Source organism: Streptomyces sp. NPDC002536 (assembly GCF_053594995.1).
In genome coordinates, this window is sequence record NZ_JBSFWU010000009.1 from 80,742 (window position 1) to 102,852 (window position 22,111).

Sequence of the window (22,111 nt, forward strand, 5' to 3'; positions counted from 1 at the left end):
CCCGTTTCTGGTCGCTTACTTGAGGAAGTCCGGAACGTCCAGTTCCTCGGCCGTCGAGTCCTGGTACGGGCGGGCCGTCGGGATGGGCGGCGCCGGCGGCGGGGGCACCTCGGCGACCGGGGACGGGTCCACCGGTCCGGGCTCCTCGGTGCGCGGGGTCACGCCGCCGAGGCCGCCGAAGGACGAACGGGCCGGCGTCTCCGGCGCGGTGGACGGGCGGCCGGGGGCCGAGGCGGAGGAGGTGCTCTCCTCGCGGCCGGAGCCGTAGGTGGAGCCGAGCACCTTGTCGCGGCTGCCCTTGGCCGGCGGCTGCCCGCCGTCGAAGCCGGCGGCGATGACCGTGACCCGGACCTCGTCGCCCAGGGCGTCGTCGATGACGGCACCGAAGATGATGTTGGCCTCGGGGTGGGCGGCCTCGCTGACCAGCTGCGCGGCCTCGTTGATCTCGAAGAGACCGAGGTCCGAGCCGCCGGAGATGGAGAGCAGGACGCCGCGGGCGCCGTCGATGGACGCCTCCAGCAGCGGCGAGGAGATCGCCATCTCGGCCGCGGCCACCGCACGGTCGTCGCCGCGGGCCGAGCCGATGCCCATGAGGGCCGAGCCGGCCTCGGACATCACGGACTTGACGTCGGCGAAGTCGAGGTTGATCAGACCCGGGGTGGTGATCAGGTCGGTGATGCCCTGGACGCCCGACAGCAGCACCTGGTCCGCGGACTTGAACGCGTCCAGCACGCTGACCTGGCGGTCCGAGATGGACAGCAGCCGGTCGTTGGGGATGACGATGAGGGTGTCGACCTCGTCGCGCAGCCCCGCGATGCCGTCCTCCGCCTGGTTGGCGCGGCGGCGGCCCTCGAAGGTGAACGGCCGCGTGACCACACCGATCGTCAGGGCGCCCAGCGAGCGGGCGATGTTGGCCACGACGGGCGCGCCGCCGGTGCCGGTGCCGCCACCCTCGCCGGCCGTCACGAAGACCATGTCGGCCCCCTTGAGGACCTCCTCGATCTCCTCGCGGTGGTCCTCGGCGGCCTTGCGGCCGACGTCGGGGTTGGCGCCGGCGCCGAGGCCACGGGTGAGCTCACGGCCGACGTCGAGTTTCACATCGGCGTCGCTCATCAGCAGGGCCTGTGCATCGGTGTTGATCGCGATGAACTCGACGCCCTTGAGACCGACCTCGATCATCCGGTTGATGGCGTTCACGCCACCGCCGCCGATACCGACGACCTTGATGACTGCGAGGTAGTTCTGCGGTGCTGCCACGTCGAAGGCCTCTCGCCTCGAGTTACGTATGCCTGGGGGCGGTTCTCAATGCCGACCCGAACCCTAACGTTGAAGTTTAGGGTTACCGGTGTCACTGTTCCCTGGGTTCTCTGAAGCAGGACACTAAGTCGACAAGGCGCGCGCGTTCAACGAACACGCCGAACCTCCCGTTTTTCTTTTCACCCTATGTGATCACCCATAGCCGTAGCCAGCCAGGGTGCTGGCCCGACGTACGCGGCGTCAACTCCCGGACACCGCGGGGGCGCTCGGAGCGCTCACATCGAAGTGCTTCGCGCCCCTTGCAGCTTTGAGCAATGCCGTGAGCGTACGGGCTTTCGCGTCGCCCCGCTCGCTGCTCCCCCAGACCACGGTCCGGTTGCCCGTCAGCTCCAGGGTGATGGAGTCGTACGAGCGTACGCGGACCGCGGTGGTGTCCTTGCGGACCTCGGGGGGCAGGTCGCCCATGACCTCGACGGCCTCGCGCTCGAGCCGGTCGGCGCCGAACCCCCGGGCGCCCGGCGTGTCCTGGGCGTCCATCAGCAGCCGCGTGGCGCCCTGCGGGGCCTGATCGACTGTGGCGAACCGCACGCCCATGGAGTCGATTTCAATGAACTTGCCGCCCTTTTCGAGTACCACTTGAGGCTGCCGCTCGGTCACTTTGAGACTGATTGCGTGCGGCCAGGACCGTTCGACGTCGACCGTCCGGATCCTGGGCAGCCCGTCGCGCAGCCGGTCCGCGATGGCGTCGGTGTCAACCGAGACCAGCGGCTCGCCGAGCGGCACCCGGGCGGCCGCCCGGACCTCGTCGGCCGTCAGCGCCTGCGCGCCCTCGACCTCCACCTGGCTGACGCGCAGCCAGGCGGCCCCGTACAGCGCCCAGACGGAGGCGGCGCCCGCCAGCACCGCGCCCGCCGCCCAGACGACGATCCTGCGGCGCCGGGAGAGCCGGGCGGGGCGGGGCCGGGGGATGCGGGGGCGGCCCTTGCGGGGCTTGCCGCCGGGCCGGGGCGGGCCGGACGACCCCGGTTTCCGCGCTGACTTCGAAGACTTCTGCTTGTTGCTCTTCTCGCCACCGCGCCGGGCGGTCGTCGGTCCGGCCACGCTCCCAGCCTCCTGCCTCTACGGGCCGTCAGCCCGCTCTGTGTGCGGCAATCGCCTCGTACACCATGCCGACCAGCAGCTCGTCGGCGTCCCGGCGGCCGAACTCGGCGGCGGCGCGGGACATCTCGTACAGCCGGTGCGGATCGCCGAGCACCGGGAGCACCTGGCTCTGCACCCACTCGGGGGTCAGCTCCGCGTCGTCGACCAGCAGACCGCCGCCGGCCTTGACCAGCGGCTGGGCGTTGAGCCGCTGCTCACCGTTTCCGATGGGCAGCGGGACGTAGGCCGCGGGGAGGCCGACGGCCGACAGCTCGGCGACGGTCATCGCGCCCGCGCGGCACAGCATCATGTCGGCCGCAGCGTACGCAAGATCCATCCGGTCCAGATACGGTACCGGGACATAGGGGGGCATTCCAGGCATGTTGTCCACATGCGGCAGCTCGTTCTTCGGGCCGACCGCGTGCAGCACCTGAATGCCGGAACGCTGGAGGAACGGCACGACCGCCTGGACGACCTCGTTCAGCCGGCGGGCGCCCTGCGAGCCGCCGGAGACCAGCAGCGTCGGCAGGTTGGGGTCGAGCCCGAAGGCCGCCCGCGCCTCGAAGCGCAGGGCCGCCCGGTCCAGCGTGGCGATGGAGCGGCGCAGCGGGATGCCGACGTAGCGGGCGTTGCGCAGCTTGCTGTCCGGGGTGCTCACCGCCACCGAGGCGGCATAGCGCGAGCCGATCTTGTTGGCCAGGCCGGGGCGGGCGTTGGCCTCGTGGACGATGATGGGCACGCCGCGCCGCTTGGCGGCCAGGTAGCCCGGCAGCGCCACATAGCCGCCGAAGCCGACCACGCAGTCCGCCTTGGTGCGCTCCAGGATCTGCTCGGCGGCCTTGATGGTGCCGCGCAGCCGCCCGGGGACGGTGATCAGCTCGGGCGTGGGCTTGCGGGGCAGCGGCACGGCGGGGATCAGCCCCAGCTCGTAGCCCCGCTCGGGCACCAGGCGGGTCTCCAGGCCCCGCTCCGTGCCGAGCGCCGTGATCCCCACGGTCGGGTCCTGCCTGCGCAGGGCGTCCGCGAGGGCGAGCGCGGGCTCGATGTGGCCGGCGGTCCCCCCGCCGGCGAGTACGACATGCACCGAAATTCACCGCTCTCCGGACGGTCGCTTCTTGACGCGCCGTCTCATCGTCTTCCATCTCACCCCAGGCTGCCGCATGGCCAGTGCCGCCCGTGCACCGGGCTCGTCGCGCGCGAAGGCGATCAGCAGCCCGACGGCGAACATGGTCGGCAGCAGGGCGGACCCTCCGTAGGAGAACAGCGGGAGCGGGACACCGGCGATCGGCAGCAGGCCGAGCACCGCACCGATGTTGACCGTGGCCTGCGCCATGATCCAGGTCGTCACGCCTCCCGCGGCATACCTCACGAAGGGGTCCTCCGTGCGTCCGGCCACGCGGATACCCGCATAGCCTAGAGCCGCGAACAGGGCGAGTACCGACAGCGTCCCTGCCAGCCCCAGCTCCTCGCCGGTGATGGCGAAGATGAAGTCGGTGTGGGGTTCCGGGAGTTCACCCCATTTTTCCACACTTGCCCCGAGCCCGGCGCCGAACCAGCCGCCGTTGGCCAGCGCGTAGATTCCGTGCACGGCCTGCCAGCACTGGTCGTTCGTCCCCGGATCGGTGGCACCGATGCAGGCGAGCCGGGACATCCGGTTGGCACTGGTCTTGATGAACAGTATGGCCAGCGCGGCGGTGACGCCGAAGACGGCGGTGAACAGCTTGGTCGGCGCCCCGGCCACCCACAGCAGGCCCAGCAGCACCGCGGTGAGCACCACCGTGGTCCCCATGTCGCCGCCCAGCATGATCAGGCCGAGCAGCAGGAAGGTGACGGGCACCAGCGGGACCAGCAGGTGCTTCCACTGCAGGAGCAGCCGCTTGACCTGCTTGCGGGCCAGCAGGTCCGCGCCCCACAGGACCAGCGCGAGCTTGGCGAACTCGCTCGGCTGGAGCTGGAAGGGCCCGCCCAGCGAGATCCAGTTGGTGTTGCCGTTGATGGTCTCGCCGATGCCGGGCACCTGCACCAGGCAGAGCAGGAAGACCGAGCCGGCCAGCAGCGGGTACGCCAGGGTGCGCAGCAGCCGGACGGGGGTGCGGGCGGCCGCGAGCAGCAGCACGGAGCCGATGGCGGCCGCGAGCAGCTGCTTGCGGAAGAAGTAGGAGGGCGCCAGGCCGGACTGCAGCGCCTTGATCTGGGAGGCGGAGTAGACCATCACCAGGCCGAGCACGAGGATCAGCAGGCTGCCGCCGAGGATCAGGTAGTAGGCGGTCAGCGGCCGGTCCCAGGCCTTCCTGGCACGCAGGTAGAGCCCGCGCGGCCCGGAAGTGCCGCGGCGCGGCGGCCGGGGCGAGCGGGCCGTCGCCCGTACGCGGGGCGGGCGGGCGGGCCGGGAGCCCGCGGAGGGCCCGCGCAGTGCCATCGGCCCGCCGAGGGCGCCGCCGGGCCGCACGAAGTCGTCATGCATCCGGGTGTCCCCTCCGCAGTGTCCCGCGCCGCCGGCCCGCGCCGCGGGACCCGGCGGCTACTCGTCCGCTTCGCGGCCGGCGGCCAGGGCCAGGACGGCCTCGGCGAAGGCGTCGCCGCGCTTGTTGTAGTTGGCGAACATGTCCATCGAGGCACACGCCGGGGCCAGGAGGACGGTGTCCCCCGGCCGGGCGAGACGTGCCGCCTCGCGGACCGCCGCGGCCATCGCCCCAGTGTCGGTCCGGTCGAGGTCGGTCACCGGCACATCCGGTGCGTGTCGCGTCAGGGCTTCCCCGATCAGACCGCGGTCGGCCCCGATGAGGACCGCTCCGCGCAGCCGCTTCGCCGACGAGGCGACGAGCTCGTCGAAGGTGGCGCCCTTGGCGAGGCCGCCCGCGATCCACACGACCGAGCCGTACGCGGCCAGCGAGGCCTCGGCGGCGTGGGTGTTGGTGGCCTTGGAGTCGTCCACGTAGGCCACGCCGTCCACGTCGGCGACGTGGGCGATGCGGTGGGCGTCCGGCCGGAAGGCGCGCAGCCCCGCCCGGACGGCCGCGGGCTCCACGCCGAAGGCACGGGCGAGGGCGGCGGCCGCGAGCGCGTTGGCGATGTTGTGCGGGGCGGCGGGCTGCCCGGAGGACGGCGCGATGTCGGCGACCTCGGCCAGCTCCTGGGCGCTCGTGCGCCGGTCGGCCACGAAGGCCCGGTCCACCAGGATGCCGTCGACGACGCCCAGCTCGGACAGGCCGGGCGGGCCGAGGGTGAAGCCGATGGCGCGGCAGCCCTCCTCGACGTCGGCCTGCTGGACGAGCCGCTCGGTGGCGGGGTCGGCGGTGTTGTAGACGCAGGCGACCTTGTTGCCCTCGTAGATGCGGCCCTTGTCGGCGGCGTAGGCGGCCATCGAGCCGTGCCAGTCGAGGTGGTCCGGCGCCAGGTTGAGCACGACGGCGGAGTGGGGACGCAGCGAGGGCGCCCAGTGCAGCTGGTAGCTGGAGAGCTCGACGGCGAGGACGTCGTACGGCTCCTGGGAGAGCACGACGTCGATGATCGGGGTGCCGATGTTGCCGACGGCGGCGGTGCGCAGCCCGGCGGCCTCCAGGATGGAGGCGAGCATCTGCACGGTGGTGGTCTTGCCGTTGGTGCCGGTGACGGCGAGCCAGGGGGCGGCTGTTTCCTGGGGCTCCCCGCGCAGCTGCCAGGCGATCTCCACGTCGCCCACCACGTCGACGCCCGCCTGCGCGGCGGCCGCGAAGAGCGGGCTGTCGGGCTTCCAGCCGGGCGAGGTGACGACCAGGTCGGTGCCCTCGGGCAGGGTCGTCGCATCGCCGAGGCGGACGGTGATGTCGCCGGCCGCCAGGGAGGCGGCCCGGTCGCGCAGCACCTCGTTGTCGCCGCCGTCGACGACGGTGACCCGGGCGCCGAGGCCGGCCAGGGCGCGGGCGGCGCTGATGCCGCTCACGCCGAGGCCGGCGACGGTGATGTGCTTACCGCTCCATGAGGAGGTCACTTGATGGCCAGCCATCCCGCGTAGAAGATTCCGAGGCCGACGGCCACGCACAGGCCCTGGATGATCCAGAACCGGACCACCACCAGGACCTCGCTCCACCCCTTGAGCTCGAAGTGGTGCTGCAGCGGGGCCATCCGGAAGACGCGCTTCCCGGTGAGCCGGAAGGAGCCGACCTGGATGATCACGGACATGGTGATCAGCACGAACAGGCCGCCGAGGAGGGCGAGCAGCAGCTCGGTGCGGGAGCAGATCGCCAGGCCCGCGAGCGCGCCGCCGAGGGCGAGCGAGCCGGTGTCGCCCATGAAGATCTTGGCGGGCGAGGTGTTCCACCACAGGAAGCCGAAGCAGGAGCCCATCAGCGCGGAGGCGACGACGGCGAGGTCGAGCGGGTCGCGCACCTCGTAGCAGGCGGCGCCGGCGGTGAGCGCGTTGCCGCACCACTGGCCGTGCTGCCAGGTGCCGATGAAGACGTACGCGCCGAAGACCATCACGGAGGCGCCGGTGGCGAGGCCGTCGAGGCCGTCGGTGAGGTTCACGCCGTTCGACATCGCGAGGATCATGAACAGCGCCCAGACCACGAACAGCACCGGGCCGATCGACCAGCCGAAGTCCGTGGTGAAGGAGAGCCGGGTGGAGGCCGGCGTCTGGCCCCGGACGTCGGCGAACTGCAGCGCGAGGACGGCGAAGGCGATGCCGACGATCAGCTGGCCGGCCATCTTCGCCTTGGCGCGCAGGCCCAGGCTCCGCTGCTTGACGATCTTGATGTAGTCGTCGAGGAAGCCGACCAGGCCCATGCCGGCGGTCAGGAAGAGCACCAGCAGACCCGAGGTGGTCGGCTCCTTGCTGGTGATCACCTTGGTGATCGCATAGGCGATCAGCGTGGCCAGGATGAAGGCGATGCCACCCATGGTGGGCGTGCCCTTCTTCCCGGCGTGGCCGCGCGGGCCGTCGTCACGGATGAACTGGCCGTAGCCCTTGCGGGCCAGGAACTTGATCAGCAGCGGGGTGCCGATGAGGGTCAGGACCAGACCGATGACACCCGCGAAGAGGATCTGGTTCATCAGCCGGCGACCTCACCGTCGACCGCGAGCAGCTGCTCCGCCACCCGCTCCAGCCCCACCGAACGGGACGCCTTCACCAGTACGACGTCTCCCGGGCGCAGCTCACTGCGCAACAGGTCGACCGCCGCCTGCGCGTCGGACACGTGCACCGACTCCTCACCCCACGAACCCTCGTTGTAGGCGCCCATCTGCAGCCAGGCCGCTTCCCGGTCACCGACTGCCACGAGCTTGCTGACGTTGAGCCGGACGGCGAGCCGCCCGACCGCGTCGTGCTCGGCGAGTGACTCCTCGCCGAGCTCGGCCATCCGGCCGAGCACCGCCCACGTCCGTCCCCCCTGTGCCCGTGAGGCCTCGCCCATGGCGGCGAGCGCGCGCAGTGCGGCTCTCATGGACTCGGGGTTCGCGTTGTAGGCGTCGTTGACGACCGTCACGCCGTCCGCCCGCTCGGTGACCTCCATGCGCCAGCGCGAGAGCTGGCCCGCGCCGGAGAGCGCACTGGCGATGTCCTGCGCGGGCATGCCCAGCTCATGGGCGACGGCGGCCGCGGCGAGCGCGTTCGACACGTGGTGCTCACCGTACAGCTGCATGGTCACTTCGCCGCACCCGGTGGGTGTGTGAAGCGTGAACGCGGGCCGTCCCATGGCGTCGAGACGGACGTCCACCGCACGGACGTCCGCGTCGGCGGCCTCGCCGAACAGGACCGTGCGGGCCTTCGTGCGGCTGCTCATCGCCCGGACGAGCGGGTCGTCGGCGTTGAGCACGGCGACGCCGTCGTCCGGCAGCGCCTCCACCAGCTCGCCCTTGGCCACGGCGATCTGCTCGCGGCCGCCGAACTCGCCGACGTGGGCGGTGCCGACGTTGAGGACGACGCCGATGCGCGGCGGGGTGAGCTCCGCGAGGTAGCGGATGTGGCCGATGCCGCGGGCGCCCATCTCCAGGACGAGGTGCTTGGTGCCGGCGTCGGCACGCAGCGCGGTCAGCGGCAGGCCGATCTCGTTGTTCAGCGAGCCGGGCGTCCACACGGTCGGGCCGAGGCCCTGCAGGAGCTGGGCGATCAGGTCCTTGGTGCTGGTCTTGCCGGCCGAGCCGGTCAGGCCGACCACGGTGGTGCCCAGCTTCGCCACCACGGCGCGGGCCAGGGCGCCGAGGGCGGCCACGACGTCGTCGACGACGACGGCGGGCACGCCGACGGGCCGGGAGGCCAGCACGGCCACCGCGCCCGCGGCGACCGCGCGTTCGGCGTAGTCGTGGCCGTCGACGTTGTCCCCGGGCAGCGCGGCGAACAGGCTGCCGGGCCGCACCTCACGGGAGTCGATGACGACGGGACCGGTGACGGCGAGTGCCGGGTCCGGTATGTCGTACTGCTGCCCGCCCGTGACGGCGGCGATCTCGGCGAGGGACAGCTCGATCACCGGTCCTCGCCTCCAGCCGTTCTGGAGAGCTTCCGGGGGGAGGTGTGTGCGCACATGGCGGTCTGTCATCCCTGGTCGTTCCGGTGCTTGGCCACCGCGCTCGGCTGCGCGGCCTCGATGGCCTCGCGCAGCACCCGGCGGTCGTCGAAGGGGCGTACCACTCCGGCGATGTCCTGTCCCTGTTCGTGGCCCTTGCCCAGGACCAGGACGATGTCGCCGGGTTCGGCTCGGGCGACGGCGGCGGCGACGGCAGCGGCACGGTCCTCGAGCACGAGGACGGTGCCGCGCTCGGCGGCCGGCACCTCGGCGGCGCCCGTGAGCATGGCGGCGAGGATCGCGAGGGGATCCTCGGAGCGGGGGTTGTCGGAGGTCAGCACGGCCGTGTCGGCGTAGCGGGCCACCGCTGCGCCCATGGGGGCGCGCTTGGTGCGGTCCCGGTCGCCGCCGCAGCCCAGGACGGCGTGGATGCGGCCGACGCCGGGCGTGCGCAGCGCGCGGAGAACCGATTCGACGGCGTCCGTCTTGTGCGCGTAGTCGACGACCGCCAGGTACGGCTGGCCCGCGTCGACGCGCTCCAGACGGCCCGGGACGCCGGGCACGGCGGCGACGCCGTCGGCGGCGGCCTGCGGCTCCAGACCGGCGGCGACGAGGGCGACGATCGCGGCGAGCGCGTTGGCGACGTTGAACGGGCCGGCCAGCGGCGACTTCGCCCGGACCGTCACGCCGTCGGGGCCCTGCACGGTGAAGGCGGAGTCGAACGGGCCGATCTCGACATCGACGGCACGCCAGTCGGCCTCGGGACGGCCCTCGGCGGAGAAGGTGACGACCGGCACCTCGGACTCGCCCTCGGCGAGGCGGCGCCCGTACTCGTCGTCGAGGTTGACCACGCCGAGACGGCTGCGCTCCTTGGTGAACAGCTCGGCCTTGGCGGCGAAGTAGTCCTCCATGCCCGTGTGGAACTCCATGTGCTCCGGGCTGAGGTTGTTGAAGACCGCCACGTCGAAGGTGCAGCCGTCGACGCGGCCGAGCCGCAGGGCGTGGCTGGAGACCTCCATGGCGACCGAGCGGACGCCGCGCTCGCGCATGACCGCGAAGAGCGCCTGCAGGTCCGTGGCCTCGGGGGTGGTGCGCTCCGATTTCAGGCGCTCGTCGCCGATCCGGGACTCGACGGTGCCGATCAGGCCCGTCAGGCCGCCCGCGGTGCGCAGGCCGCCCTCGATGAGGTAGGCAGTGGTGGTCTTGCCGGAGGTGCCGGTGATGCCGATCTGCAGCAGGTCGCGGCCCGGCTCGCCGTAGACCGTCGCCGCGAGGGCGCCCATCCGGCCGCGCGGGTCCTCCACGGCGAGCACCGGCAGGCCGGTGGCGGCGGCGCGCTCGGCGCCGGCCGGGTCGGTCAGGATCGCCGCGGCGCCGAGGCCGGCGGCCTGGGCGGCGAAGTCGGCGCCGTGGAAGCGGGCGCCGGGCAGGGCGGCGTAGACGTCGCCGGGGCGCACGGCCCGCGAGTCGTGGGTGATCCCGGTGACGGCCGTCGCGGCGGCGTCCCGGGGAGCGGTGATGCCCAGCTGACCGGCGAGCTCCGTGAGCGGCACGGGGCGGACCTGGGTGGGGCGCGGCGCTCCCGGGGTGGCCGGGGCGGCGTCCTCGGGGGTGGTGTTGCGGTACTGATCAGCGTGGGGCACGGCGGTGAGCGTACCGGGCGCACCCGCTCCGCCGCGAAGCGAGGGGCGTGCCGGGGTGCGGTTCCCGGGGGCGGACGTGATCGTCGTCACGGCGGGCCCGGCTCACTGGCCGTCGTAGCTCACCGGCAGCCGGGGGGCCTGCGAGCCCGACGGCGGCACCTGGAGGGACTTCAGGGTGAACTCCATGACCTGCTTGAAGACCGGCCCGCAGATCTGCCCGCCGAAGTAGCTGCCCTGGGTGGGGTTCTGGATGGCGCAGTAGACGGTGACCCGGGGCTGGTCGGCGGGGGCGAAGCCGGCGAAGGAGGCCGTGTAGCCGTGGTAGCGGCCGGTGCGCGGATCCACCCGGTTGGACGTGCCGGTCTTGCCCGCGACGCGGTAGCCGGGGATGGCCGCCTTGGTGCCGGTGCCCTCGCGGTCGTCCACGACCGACTCCAGCATCTCGGTGAGCTCGTGGGCGGTCTTCTCGCCGACGACCCGCATCCGGGAGGCCGCCGGGGCCTGGGTGAAGCGGCCGTCGGGCCCCTTGGAGCCGCGCACCAGGGTGGGCTGGATGCGCTCGCCGCCGGCCGCGATGGTGGAGTACACGGACGCGGCCTGCACGGCGTTGAGGGACAGGCCCTGGCCGAAGGGGATGGTGTAGGCGCGGGAGGACTTCCAGTCCCCCGGCTTGGCCAGCAGGCCCGGGGTCTCGCCGGGGAAGCCCAGGCCGGTGGGCCTGCCGATGCCGAACTTGCGCAGGTAGCCGTAGAGGACGTCGTTGGCCTGCTCGCGGGTCTTGCCGAGCTGTTCGCTGGCGAGGATGGTGCCGATGTTGCTGGACTTGGCGAGCACGCCGTTGAGGGTGAGATGCCAGGTGGGGTGGTCGACGTCGTCGGCGAAGGAGCGGTCGGCGCGCGGCAGCCGGTTGGGCACCTCGACGTGGGTGTCCGGCCGGGCGACGCCCTCCTCCAGGACGGCGGCCATGGTCATGATCTTGCTGACGCTGCCGGGCTCGTAGGCGTCCTGGAGGGCGGCATTGCCCAGGGCGGCCCGGTCGGCGTGGCCGAGGTCGTTGGGGTTGTAGCCGGGGGCGTTGGCCATGGCGAGGATCTCGCCGGTGCGGGTGTCCTGGACGACGACGTAGCCGCGGTCCGCCCCGGACTTCTCCACCTGGCGGGTGATGGCGTCCTGGGCGGCCCACTGGATGTCCCGGTCGATGGTCAGCTGCACGTCGGAGCCGGGCACGGCGGCCTGCTCCGAGGGGCTGCCGTCGATCACCTGGCGGCCGGAGGTCTGGGTGTAGACACGCTTGCCGTTCTTGCCCGCCAGGAGCTCGTTGAGCTGCCCCTCGATGCCTCCGGCGCCCTGGCCCTGCGCGTTGACGAAGCCCAGGGTCCCGGCGGCGAGGTCCCCGTTGGGGTAGACGCGCTTGCCCTGGGCCTCGCGGCCCACGCCGGCCAGGACGTTCGGCCCCTGCTTGTGCCGGGCCCGCTCGGCCTGCTGCTGCTTGAGGGCCTTGATCCGGTTCCAGACCTGGGGGCTCTGGCGGCGGGCGAGGACGACGTACTTGGACTTGGGGTTGGCCGTGAGCTTGGCCTCGATGCCGTCCGCGTCGTCGTCGAGGACGGGCGCGAGCAACTCGGCGGCCTGCCGGGCCGCGCCCTGCACCTTGGTCCGCTCGGGGGTGAGCAGGTCGGGGTCGGCGGTGATGTCGTAGGCGTCCACGGTGGTCGCCAGGTTCACGCCGTTGCGGTCGGTGATGGAGCCGCGCTCGGCGGCCAGCGTGACGGGCATGTAGCGGTGGGCGTTGGCCCGGGCCGCGTAGGCGCCGGCGTCGAGCGCCTGCACCTGCAGCAGCCGCCCGGTGAAGACCAGCATCACCACGGTGAGCCCGGCGCCGATCAGCCGCAGCCGGGGGCGCGGGCTGGCCAGCCGGAGCGGCCGGTTGCCCGTGCCGGGGCGCGGGGGGCGCGCGGCAGGGCGCGCAACGGGCCGTGCGGGGCCCGGGACCGGGCGGCGGGGCTGCCTGGGCGCCGTCACGACATCACCTACCTGACCTGCGCGGGAAGGACGGGTCCGGGCTGCCGCCCCGGCACCGCCGGACGGTTGCCGGCGGGGGGCGGGGGCACGACGGCCGGGGGCGGGGCTCCCGGCCCGGTGTACGAGGCGTTGTCGGCGGCGCCCGTGCCGGCCGGGGCCGGGGTGCCGATGACGGTGCCGTCGGGCCGGAGGAAGACGGGGCTGCCGCCGGGGATCATGCCCAGCTCGCGGGCGCGGCGGGCGAGCGCGTCGGGGGCGGCGAGCTGGTCGACCTCCTGCTGCAGGGCCTGCTGCTGGTCGGTCATCTCCGTCGTCCGGCGCTGGAGCCTGCTGAGCTCGAACGAGCCCTGGTTGAGCGAGGAGTTGAGGAGCAGCAGCGAGATCAGCCCGGAACCGAGCATCACCACGGTCAGCAGCACGAACGGGGTCCGCTTGGTTCCCAGGCGGCCCATCGGCAGCAGTCGCATCAGCCAGGCACCCCGGCCGCGCCCCGCGGGGCTCACTCCACGTCCTCGCGGATGCGTTCGGCGCCGCGCAGCCGGGCGGGGGCGGCGCGCCGGTTCGCGGCGATCTCCTCCTCGGTGGGCAGCTCGGCGCCGCGCGTGAGCAGCTTCAGCCGGGGCTGGTAGCGCTCGGGGACGACGGGCAGCCCGGGCGGCGCGGTGCTGGTCGCACCTGCGGCGAAGACCTGCTTGACGATGCGGTCCTCCAGGGACTGGTAGGACAGCACGGCGACCCGGCCGCCGACGGCGAGCGCGGCGACGGCGGCCGGGATGGCCTGCTCGACGCTGGCCAGCTCGGCGTTGACCTCGATGCGCAGCGCCTGGAAGGTGCGCTTGGCGGGGTTGCCGCCGGTGCGCTTGGCGGCCTGCGGCAGCGCCTCGCGGATCAGCTCGACGAGCCGGGCGCTGTTGCTGAAGGGCTCCTTCTCGCGCTCGCGGACGATGGCCGACACGATGCGCTTGGCCTGCTTCTCCTCGCCGTAGGCGCGCAGGATGCGGACGAGCTCGCCGGCCGGGTAGGTGTTGAGCACCTCGGCCGCGCTCATGCCCGTCGTCTGGTCCATGCGCATGTCCAGCGGCGCGTCCTGGGCGTAGGCGAAGCCGCGGTCGGCCTCGTCGAGCTGCATGGAGGACACGCCGAGGTCGAACAGGACGCCCTGCACCTTGGGGATGCCGAGCCGCTCCAGCACCTCGGGGAGCTCGTGGTAGACGGCACGCACCAGCGTGGCGCGCTCGCCGTAGGGGGCCAGCCGCTCGCCGGCCAGGGCGAGGGCGGTGGGGTCGCGGTCGAGGGCGACGAGCCGGACGTCGGGGAACGCCTTCAGCAGCGCCTCGCTGTGCCCGCCCGCGCCCAGGGTGCAGTCGACGACGACCGCGCCGGGTGCGGCGAGAGCGGGTGCGAGCATGTCCAGGCAGCGCTGGAGCATGACGGGGACGTGTCGCGCGTTGCTGCTCATGCGCCCTTCTGAGAGTCCTGGCCGGCGCGCGGTCCGCCGCGCACCACCAGGTCCCCGCCCGCTCAAAGGGGAAGCGGCCGTTCTGGCGCCGGGGAAGGGGCACCAGGGCGACCGGGGAGCGGGAGGAGGCCGAGCGGTACGCGCGCGTGGAGCGCACGTGCGGGTTCGTCATTCGGTTCCACGGGGAGCGTCACGCCTCCCACTTCGCGCCACTTTAGTCCACTCGTCCCTTCGGTCAACCAACCGGCGAGCGCGTCACCTCTCGCGTGCGTCGTGGCCGGTCGCCGACTACCTTCGTGCCTATGCCGATATCCGCGCCCCACCCGCAGACCCCGGGCTCCGGCCCCGCCGCCACGGAACCCACGGTCACGGACCGTCTGGTTCAGGCCAATGCGAAGTACGCCGCCGCGTTCACGGACCCGGGCATGGACGCCCGTCCCGTCCTCAAGGTCGCGATCGTCGCCTGTATGGACGCCCGCATCGACCTGCACGCCGCCCTGGGCCTGGAGCTCGGCGACTGCCACACCATCCGCAACGCCGGAGGCGTGGTCACCGACGACATCATCCGTTCCCTGACCATCAGCCAGCGCGCGCTCGGCACCCGCTCCGTCGTCCTCATCCACCACACCGGCTGCGGACTGCTCGACCTGACCGAGGACTTCCGCCACGAGATCGAGGCCGAGGTCGGACAGCGGCCCGCCTGGGCGGTCGAGGCGTTCAAGGACCTCGACAAGGACGTCCGCCAGTCCATGCAGCGCGTGCGCACCTCCCCCTTCCTGCCCCACCGCGACGACGTGCGCGGCTTCGTCTTCGACGTGACGACGGGCCTGCTCCGAGAGATCGACCCGCGTCCCTGATGGGCCGGTTGTCCACAGGCGCTGACGCGACGGCGCACGGACGGACACAATGCGTGTACGGCGCCGCCCCCGCAGCCGCGGGTGCGGTGTCCGTGTTCCGGGGAGGGCCGGTCCGTACCGAGGACGACGGCCCCGGTGACGGGCCGAGGAGGGCCGGGTGACGACCTATGACGAACGAGCGGGTCTGGGGGAGCTGAGCGCGACGGCGGAGCGGATCCGCCGGTCCGTCGAGACGGTGATCGAGGGCAAGCCGGAGGTCGTGCGGCTGTCGCTGACGGTCCTGCTCGCCGAGGGGCACCTGCTCATCGAGGACGTGCCGGGCGTCGGCAAGACGATGCTGGCCAAGGCCCTTGCGCGGTCGGTCGACTGCTCGGTGCGGCGCATCCAGTTCACGCCCGACCTGCTGCCCTCGGACATCACCGGTGTGAGCGTCTACGACCAGCAGCGGCAGGACTTCGAGTTCAAGCCCGGTGCGGTCTTCGCCCAGATCGTCATCGGCGACGAGATCAACCGCGCCTCGCCCAAGACCCAGTCCGCGCTGCTGGAGTCGATGGAGGAGCGCCAGGTCACCGCCGACGGGCACACCTACGAACTGCCCGCCCCCTTCATGGTGGTGGCGACGCAGAACCCCGTGGAGATGGAGGGCACCTACCCGCTGCCCGAGGCCCAGCGCGACCGCTTCATGGCCCGGGTGTCCATGGGCTACCCCAGCCCCGAGGCCGAGCTGCGGATGCTGGACGTGCACGGCGGGCCGTCCCCGCTGGACGACCTCCAACCGGTCGCCCACGCCCACGAGATCGTCAAGCTGACCGAGGCCGTCCGCGCGGTCCATGTGGCCGAGCCGGTCCGGCGGTACGCGGTGGACCTGGTCTCCGCCACCCGGCAGCACCCGGAGCTCAGACTCGGCGCGTCGCCGCGTGCGACGCTGCACCTGCTGCGGGCCGCCAAGGCCGCAGCCGCCCTGGCGGGCCGGGAGTTCGCGCTGCCCGACGACGTGCAGGCACTGGCCGTGGCGGTGCTCGCACACCGGCTGCTGCCCAGCGCCCAGGCCCAGTTGAACCGGCGCACGGCCGAGCAGGTCGTGCTCGACATCCTCCAGCGCACCCCTGTGCCCGACCCGTTCGGCCGGCAGGCTCCGGGCGCCCGGAGCCTGTGATGCCGTCGGGTGCCCCGAAGGGGCGCGGGGAACTGCGCGACCAGCCGCCGACGACCCGCAGCCGACGTACCTTCCGAGCCCGGGGCGAAGCCCCGGGAAGCAGCGGGACAGACGTCTGCGGGCGCGTCGTGGCTGATCGCGCAGTTCCCCGCGCCCCTTACGGGGCAACCCTGCGCGCCGCCCTCGGCGGGCTGACCACCCGGGGCCGCTCCTTCCTGGCCGCGGGGATCGCCGCCGCCGGATGCGCCTATGTCCTCGGCCAGGCCGACCTGTTGCGGGTCGGGCTGCTGCTGGCCGTCCTGCCCCTGGTGTGCGTGGTCGCGCTGCACCGCACCCGGCACCGGGTCACCGGCAGCCGCGCGCTGTCCCCGGCCCGGGTGAGCGCCGCGCAGGACGCCCGGGTGCGCCTGCGCGTCGACAACGTCTCCCGGCTGCCCACCGGTGTGCTGCTGCTGCAGGACCGCGTCCCCTATGTCCTGGGCCCGCGCCCCCGCTTCGTCCTGGACCGCATCGAGCCGGGCGGCCGGCGCGAGGTGTCCTACCGCGTCCGCGCCGAGTTGCGCGGCCGCTACCCGATGGGCCCCCTCCAGCTGCGGCTGTCCGACCCCTTCGGCATGTGCGAACTGACCCGCGGCTTCGGCATGTACGACACGCTCACCGTCGTCCCGCGCGTCGACCCGCTCCCCCCGGTGCGCCTCGGCGGCGAGGCCACCGGGTACGGTGACGGGCGGCTGCGCTCGCTCGCCCTGGCCGGCGAGGACGACGTCCTGCCCCGCGGCTACCGGCACGGCGACGACCTGCGCCGGGTCCACTGGCGCTCCACCGCACGCCACGGCGAGCTGATGGTGCGCCGCGAGGAACAGCCCCAACGCGCCCATGCCACCGTGCTGCTGGACACCCGGGGCACCGCGTACGAGGGCGTGGGCCCCGAGGCGGCCTTCGAATGGGCGGTCTCCGGCGCCGCCTCGGCCGCGGTGCACCTGCTCGAACGCGGCTTCTCCGTACGGCTGCTGACCGACACCGGCAGCGTCACGCCCGGGACCGCCGGAGGCTCCGGCCACGACAGTGCCGACGCCGCCGGGCTGTTGCTCGACGTCCTCGCGGTGGTGGACCACTCCGAGGGCACCGGCCTCGAAGCCGCCTACGACACTCTACGCGCGGGCACCGCGGGGCTGCTGGTGGCCTTCTTCGGCGAACTCGACGAGCACCAGGCGGAGGTGGCGGCCCGGATGCGGCAACGCAGCGGCACGGCCGTCGCCTTCGTGCTCGACCCCGCGGTGTGGACGGGCGCGACGGCCGCCCCGGACCGGTCGCTGCGCCTGCTGCGCGACGCGGGCTGGACGGCACTGCCGGTCGCCCCGGGGGCCTCGCTGCCCGGACTGTGGCACCTGGCGGGCTCCCCCGGCCCCGTGCCGGAGCGGGCCTCATGAGCGGGCAGGCACGGCTCGCGGTGTGCAGCGTGGTGGCCACGCTCGCGGCGGCCTGCGCGCTGCTGCCGCTCGTCGACCGGCCCGTCTGGATCGTGCAGGCCGCACTGCTGCTGGCGATCCAGACGGCGGTGGGTGCCGTCGCCCGGCGGGTGCCGCTCCGCCGGGGGGCGACGGTGGCCCTGCAGGCGCTCGTGGCACTGCTGCTGCTCACGCTCGTCTTCGCACAGCAGCAGGCCGTCGGCGGGCTGCTGCCGGGGCCGGACGTCTTCCGGGAGTTCGGGCAGCTGCTCCAGGAGGGCGCCGACGACGTCGGGCGGTACGCCATCCCCGCACCGGCGACCCGGTCCCTCAGGCTGCTGCTGGTCGGCGGCGTGCTGACGGTGGGCCTGGCGGTCGATGCGCTGGCGGTCACCTTCCGCAGCGCCGCGCCCGCCGGGCTGCCGCTGCTGGCGCTCTACTCCATCGGCGCCGGGCTGGGCCGGGGCGGCGGCCACTGGCTGTGGTTCCTCGCGGCGGCCGCCGGGTACCTGCTGCTGCTCCTGGCCGAGGGCCGGGACCGGCTCACGCGCTGGGGCCGGGTCTTCGGCGGCCCGCCCGCCACCCCCGGAGGTACCCCCGGGCACCCCGCCGTCCGCACGGGCCGCCGCATCGGCGCGGTCGCGCTGGGCATCGCCCTGGTGGTGCCGGCCGCGCTGCCGTCGATCGACGAGGGGCTGCTGCAGGCGCACGGCGCCGGGGACGGGCCCGGCGACGACGGCGGCACCATCTCCGCCGTCAACCCGCTGGTCTCGCTGCAGAACAGCCTCAACCAGCCGGAGAACCGCGAGGTCCTGCGCTACCGCACCTCCAGCGAGAACACCCAGGACCTGTACCTGCGCATCGTGGCGCTCGACTCGTTCGACGGCTCGTCGTGGCGGGCCTCCGAGCGCCGTGTCACGGACGTGCCCGACCCGCTGCCGACACCCGCAGGGCTGTCGCCCGCGGTGCGCACCGACCCCGTCAACACCTCGGTCGCGGCGGCCGGATCGTACGGCCAGACCTACCTCCCGATGCCGTACCCGGCCGAGCGGGTGCTCGTCGGCGGCCAGTGGCGTTACGAACCGGAGGGGCGGGCGCTCGTCGGCGACCACGGGCAGAGCACCCGCGGCCTGCGCTACCAGGTCTCCAGCCTGCTCGTGGAACCGACCGCCGCACAGCTCGCCGCCGCGCCCGCTCCCCCGGAGCAACTGCTGCGCGCCTACACGCGGGTGCCCGCCTCGCTGCCCGGCGTGGTCGCGGAGACGGCGCGGAAGGTTACCGCGGGGACGACGAGCGCGTACCAGCAGGCGGTGAAGCTCCAGGACTGGTTCTCCGCGAGCGGCGGATTCCGCTACGACACGCAGGTGCAGACCGGCAGCGGCAGCAACGCCATCGTCAAGTTCCTGGAGGACAGGCAGGGTTTCTGCGTCCACTTCGCCTTCTCGATGGCGGCGATGGCCCGCACCCTGGGCATCCCCGCGCGGGTGGCGGTCGGCTTCACCCCGGGCACGCCGCAACCGGACGGCTCGGTGTCCGTCGGCTCCAAGGACGCGCACGCCTGGCCGGAGCTGTACTTCGAGGGCGCCGGCTGGACCCGCTTCGAGCCCACGCCGACCCGGGGCACCCAGCCCGACTACTCGGTCGACCGGGCCCCCACGACCGCCGACCCCGGCGCGCCCGCACCGCTGCCGAGCCGCGCCGGAGCCCCCTCGGCGGCGCCCTCGGCCGGCGCCGACTGCCCCCCGCAGGAGCGGCGGCTGGGCGAGTGCCGGGGCCAGGTGCTGCAGGCGGACGCCGACGGCACCGGCGGCGGCCCGTTGCGGCTCACCACCGCGGTCGTCGTGGCGGCCGCACTGGCCGCGCTGGTCCTGCCCCTCGTACCCCCGCTGTGGCGGCGCCGGGTACGGGCCCGGCGGCTCGGCCGGGCCGGGGCGGTGGAGGGCACCCTCGCGGCCTGGCAGGAGATGACCGACTCCGCCTGGGACTACGGCATCCCGCCCGACGAGTCGCAGACCCCGCGGAACGCGGCGGCCCGCATCGTGCGGATCGCGGAACTCGACGGCCCGGCGGCCGAGGCCGCGGGCCGGCTGGCCACGGCGGTCGAGCAGGCGCTGTACGCACCGGACCCACGGCCCGCCGGGAACCCGGCGGGCGACGCCGAGCGGGTACGGGCCGGGCTGCACGCCACGGCCCCGCGCAGCGAGCGGCTACGGGCCGCCCTGGCGCCGCGCTCGGCAGCGCGGCTGTTGTGGGGGTTCGCTGCGCGGCGGGCGGCGCTGACCGCGCGGCTGCGGAAACGCCTGCGGCGGGCTTAGCGCGCCCCGTCAGGGGCGCGGGGAACTGCGCGATCAGCCACGACGCACCCGCAGTCGAAGTTCTCGGGGCTTCGCCCCGGACCCCTGAGGTGGGTGCGTCGGCTACAGGCCGTCGGTGGCTGAGCGCGCAGTTCCCCGCGCCCCTGACGGGGCGCGAACATGCGTGGAGGCCGGGGCGTCATGCCCCGGCCTCCGGCCAAATCCGTTGCCGAAAGGGCCCGTTAGCGGCCCTGCTCGTCGCGGCGGCGCTGCCAGCGGGCCTCGATCCTGTCCATCATGCTGCGGCGCCGGCCTGCCGGGCGCCGCGCCATTCCCCCCGGGCCCTGCTGCGCACCGGGCCGGGGCGCCTTGCGCCAGCCCGTGACCGCGAGCACGGCGCACGCCAGCATGACGAGGAAGCCCGCCACGCTGATCCAGATCCGCTGGGCGACCATTCCGGCCATGAGGAGCCCGATGCCCACCAGAAAACCCGCGACCGCCTGGTAGACCCGTCGCCGGGTGTACGTACGCAGGCCGCTGCCCTCGAGCGCTGTCGCGAACTTGGGATCTTCGGCGTACAGCGCTCGCTCCATCTGCTCGAGCATGCGCTGCTCGTGCTCCGAGAGCGGCACGGAGTCCTCCTACTCGTCGGTCGCGGGGGTGCGACCGGGGTGCGACCCTTTCAGGATAGGCAGGGAATCGCCCCCGTGAAACCCGCCCCTCTGCGCCAATTCGCCTGCCGGTTCCCGGTGGGGGACCTGCGGCGTCGGGACGTACATTCCCTGTCCGGCCATCGGCCATGCCGGACCGTGCCCCCGATCATACGGGGCGAACGGGCTGATCGGGTGGCCTGTGCCCGGCCGTGCGCGGTCAGCCGCGCTCGGCCAGGACGTGCAGCTGAGTGGCCACCGAGTGGAAGGCGGGCAGTTCGGCCGCGGCGGCCTCCAGACGGAACAGGGCGTCCATGGCACCGGGCTCGGCGTCGACCAGCACACCGGGCACCAGGTCGGCGAAGACGCGCACGCCGTGCACCGAGGCGACCTCCAGGCCCGCCTCGGCGGCCAGCGCCGAGAGCTGGTCGGCGGTGAAGCGGCGGACGACGGGGTCGCCCGCGCCCCAGTGGCCCGTGGGGTCGGTCAGGGCCTGGCGGGCCTCGTCGAAGTGGCCGGCGAGGGCACGGGCGAGCACGGCACCGCCGAGGCCCGCCGCGAGCAGGCTGAGCGTGCCGGACGGGCGCAGTGCGGCGACCACGTTGCGGACGCACTCGGCGGGGTCGTCCACGTACTCCAGGACGCCGTGGCACAGCACTGCGTCGTAGGCGCCGCGGTCGACCACGTCGAAGAGGCCGAGGGCGTCTCCCTGCACCCCGCGCACCAGATCGGCGACCCCGGCCTCGGTGGCCCGGCGCTCCAGCGCGAACAGCGCGTTGGGGTTGGGGTCGACGACGGTGACCCGGTGGCCGAGGCGGGCGGCCTGCACCGCGAACTTGCCGGAGCCGCCACCGGTGTCGAGGACCTCCAGGGCGTCCCGGCCGGCGGCCTTGGCGCGGCGGTCCAGGGCGTCCCGGAGGACCTCCCAGACCACGGCGGTACGGAGGGACGCCCGGGGGCGGAGCTGGTCTGACACGGCGGGTGGCTCCTCGGCGCGGTGCCGCCGCCTCGCGGGCGGCAACGGATGACTGACGTCGGTGAGCCCCAGCCTATTGCCTGTCCGGCGGATTGATCGCAGTCGCCTGCCGCCCGGCAGCGCGATCAGCTCGCGCGGCCGCTCCCCGCTATGGACCGCGGCAACCGCGGCCGGCGCACCAGCATCCGCTCGACCAGGCGCAGGAACATCGCCGCGTCGCGCACCAGGTCGTCCGCGTCGCGCGCGCTCGCGGCGGAGTGGATGCCCGCCTCGGCCCGGGCCCGGCGGGCCGCGCCGGAGGCGAACAGGGCACTCCACTCGGCCAGTTCGGGAGCGACCTCCGGGAGCACCTCCCAGGCGCTGCGGATACGGCGGCGGCGCGCGGGCGCCTCGGGGCGGGCGCGCACGGCCAGCACGGCGGCGGCGGTGCGCAGCGCGGCGAGGTGGGCGGTGGCGTACCGCTCGTGGGGGGCGTCGAGGGCGGCGGCCTCCTGCAGGCCCTCGCGGGCCTGGGCGAGCAGGTCGAGGGCCGCGGGGGGAGCGACGGCACGGCGGAGCACGGGGTGGACGTCGTTTGCGAAGCCGGCCATGACGAACCTCCTTCGTCGGGGCGGTGATCCGCACGCGGGGCGGGGCCGCCGTCTGGTGCTCATCGTGGGGCACCCCACTGACAATCGCCCCGACCTGCACAAACGCCGTACGGGCACCCCCGGCCTGTCAGCGCCGGAGC

General features: G+C 73.8%; 18 protein-coding genes. 4 read left to right on the forward strand and 14 right to left on the reverse strand.

From position 1 onward, the window contains the following. Positions 1-15: 15 nt before the first annotated feature. From ftsZ to rsmH, 11 genes are all read right to left on the reverse strand, one after another. Positions 16-1,257 carry a cell division protein FtsZ gene (gene ftsZ / locus ACWD4B_RS05865; RefSeq protein ID WP_451419592.1) on the reverse strand — a complete coding sequence of 414 codons (1,242 nt, stop codon included), beginning with the start codon at positions 1,255-1,257 and terminating at the stop codon, positions 16-18. 240 nt (positions 1,258-1,497) lie between these two features. After that, positions 1,498-2,358 (reverse strand): cell division protein FtsQ/DivIB, encoded by an 861-nt coding sequence (locus ACWD4B_RS05870; RefSeq protein ID WP_451419593.1) that lies wholly within the window; start codon positions 2,356-2,358, stop codon positions 1,498-1,500. A gap of 28 nt (positions 2,359-2,386) precedes the next feature. Further along, positions 2,387-3,481, reverse strand: a complete 1,095-nt coding sequence (gene murG / locus ACWD4B_RS05875) for an undecaprenyldiphospho-muramoylpentapeptide beta-N-acetylglucosaminyltransferase (RefSeq protein WP_336412559.1) — start codon at positions 3,479-3,481, stop codon at positions 2,387-2,389. Positions 3,482-3,487: 6 nt separating this feature from the next. Continuing rightward, entirely contained in the window at positions 3,488-4,816 is a 1,329-nt protein-coding gene (ftsW, locus tag ACWD4B_RS05880; protein WP_390777957.1) for a putative lipid II flippase FtsW, read from the reverse strand. Between the two features lie 102 nt (positions 4,817-4,918). Further along, a complete protein-coding gene (gene murD, locus ACWD4B_RS05885; protein ID WP_451419594.1) occupies positions 4,919-6,382 on the reverse strand; it encodes a UDP-N-acetylmuramoyl-L-alanine--D-glutamate ligase in 1,464 nt (487 codons plus the stop codon). Beyond that, a complete protein-coding gene (mraY, locus tag ACWD4B_RS05890) occupies positions 6,364-7,428 on the reverse strand; it encodes a phospho-N-acetylmuramoyl-pentapeptide-transferase (RefSeq protein ID WP_336412561.1) in 1,065 nt (354 codons plus the stop codon). Before mraY ends, murD begins: the two co-directional genes overlap by 19 nt. After that, entirely contained in the window at positions 7,428-8,840 is a 1,413-nt protein-coding gene (locus ACWD4B_RS05895) for a UDP-N-acetylmuramoyl-tripeptide--D-alanyl-D-alanine ligase (protein ID WP_451419595.1), read from the reverse strand. Before ACWD4B_RS05895 ends, mraY begins: the two co-directional genes overlap by 1 nt. Before the next feature lie 65 nt (positions 8,841-8,905). Then, complete coding sequence (locus tag ACWD4B_RS05900; RefSeq protein WP_451419596.1) at positions 8,906-10,609, reverse strand: UDP-N-acetylmuramoyl-L-alanyl-D-glutamate--2,6-diaminopimelate ligase; 1,704 nt, start codon at positions 10,607-10,609, stop codon at positions 8,906-8,908. Between the two features lie 12 nt (positions 10,610-10,621). Then, complete coding sequence (locus ACWD4B_RS05905) at positions 10,622-12,541, reverse strand: peptidoglycan D,D-transpeptidase FtsI family protein (protein ID WP_451419597.1); 1,920 nt, start codon at positions 12,539-12,541, stop codon at positions 10,622-10,624. An 8-nt stretch (positions 12,542-12,549) separates the two neighbouring features. Beyond that, positions 12,550-13,008 carry an FtsB family cell division protein gene (locus ACWD4B_RS05910; RefSeq protein ID WP_451419598.1) on the reverse strand — a complete coding sequence of 153 codons (459 nt, stop codon included), beginning with the start codon at positions 13,006-13,008 and terminating at the stop codon, positions 12,550-12,552. A gap of 32 nt (positions 13,009-13,040) precedes the next feature. Beyond that, positions 13,041-14,000 (reverse strand): 16S rRNA (cytosine(1402)-N(4))-methyltransferase RsmH, encoded by a 960-nt coding sequence (gene rsmH / locus ACWD4B_RS05915; RefSeq protein WP_451419599.1) that lies wholly within the window; start codon positions 13,998-14,000, stop codon positions 13,041-13,043. Positions 14,001-14,302: 302 nt separating this feature from the next. On the opposite strand from rsmH, the gene ACWD4B_RS05920 reads away from it, so the two are divergent. The 4 genes from ACWD4B_RS05920 to ACWD4B_RS05935 all read left to right on the forward strand — a co-directional run bounded on the left by ACWD4B_RS05920 (position 14,303) and on the right by ACWD4B_RS05935 (position 19,776). Next, entirely contained in the window at positions 14,303-14,857 is a 555-nt protein-coding gene (locus ACWD4B_RS05920; protein WP_451419600.1) for a beta-class carbonic anhydrase, read from the forward strand. Between the two features lie 157 nt (positions 14,858-15,014). Beyond that, positions 15,015-16,013, forward strand: coding sequence for an AAA family ATPase (locus tag ACWD4B_RS05925; RefSeq protein ID WP_451419601.1), 999 nt, complete (start codon positions 15,015-15,017; stop codon positions 16,011-16,013). Between the two features lie 128 nt (positions 16,014-16,141). Further along, the gene (locus ACWD4B_RS05930) at positions 16,142-17,443 is read left to right on the forward strand and encodes a DUF58 domain-containing protein (protein WP_451419602.1); all 1,302 of its coding nucleotides are present in this window, start codon (positions 16,142-16,144) and stop codon (positions 17,441-17,443) included. Continuing rightward, positions 17,440-19,776 carry a transglutaminase TgpA family protein gene (locus tag ACWD4B_RS05935; RefSeq protein ID WP_451419603.1) on the forward strand — a complete coding sequence of 779 codons (2,337 nt, stop codon included), beginning with the start codon at positions 17,440-17,442 and terminating at the stop codon, positions 19,774-19,776. The genes ACWD4B_RS05930 and ACWD4B_RS05935 overlap by 4 nt, the downstream gene beginning before the upstream one ends. Before the next feature lie 221 nt (positions 19,777-19,997). Here ACWD4B_RS05935 and ACWD4B_RS05940 read toward each other — a convergent pair whose 3' ends face one another. The 3 genes from ACWD4B_RS05940 to ACWD4B_RS05950 form a co-directional block, all read right to left on the reverse strand. Next, positions 19,998-20,387, reverse strand: a complete 390-nt coding sequence (locus tag ACWD4B_RS05940; protein WP_336412571.1) for a DUF3040 domain-containing protein — start codon at positions 20,385-20,387, stop codon at positions 19,998-20,000. A 238-nt stretch (positions 20,388-20,625) separates the two neighbouring features. Beyond that, positions 20,626-21,381, reverse strand: a complete 756-nt coding sequence (locus ACWD4B_RS05945) for a methyltransferase domain-containing protein (RefSeq protein ID WP_451419604.1) — start codon at positions 21,379-21,381, stop codon at positions 20,626-20,628. 125 nt (positions 21,382-21,506) lie between these two features. Then, on the reverse strand, positions 21,507-21,971 hold the full coding sequence (locus ACWD4B_RS05950) for an SAV_6107 family HEPN domain-containing protein (RefSeq protein WP_451419605.1): 465 nt from the start codon (positions 21,969-21,971) through the stop codon (positions 21,507-21,509). Between the last annotated feature and the right edge of the window lie 140 nt (positions 21,972-22,111).

Coding starts and splice junctions, on each gene's coding strand:
- mraY (WP_336412561.1), bottom strand. CDS start 7,428: ATGAACCAGATCCTCTTCGCGGGTGTCATCGGTCTGGTCCTGACCCTC.
- ACWD4B_RS05950 (WP_451419605.1), bottom strand. CDS start 21,971: ATGGCCGGCTTCGCAAACGACGTCCACCCCGTGCTCCGCCGTGCCGTC.
- murD (WP_451419594.1), bottom strand. CDS start 6,382: ATGGCTGGCCATCAAGTGACCTCCTCATGGAGCGGTAAGCACATCACC.
- ACWD4B_RS05920 (WP_451419600.1), top strand. CDS start 14,303: ATGCCGATATCCGCGCCCCACCCGCAGACCCCGGGCTCCGGCCCCGCC.
- ACWD4B_RS05935 (WP_451419603.1), top strand. CDS start 17,440: ATGAGCGGGCAGGCACGGCTCGCGGTGTGCAGCGTGGTGGCCACGCTC.
- ACWD4B_RS05910 (WP_451419598.1), bottom strand. CDS start 13,008: ATGCGACTGCTGCCGATGGGCCGCCTGGGAACCAAGCGGACCCCGTTC.
- rsmH (WP_451419599.1), bottom strand. CDS start 14,000: ATGAGCAGCAACGCGCGACACGTCCCCGTCATGCTCCAGCGCTGCCTG.
- ftsW (WP_390777957.1), bottom strand. CDS start 4,816: ATGGCACTGCGCGGGCCCTCCGCGGGCTCCCGGCCCGCCCGCCCGCCC.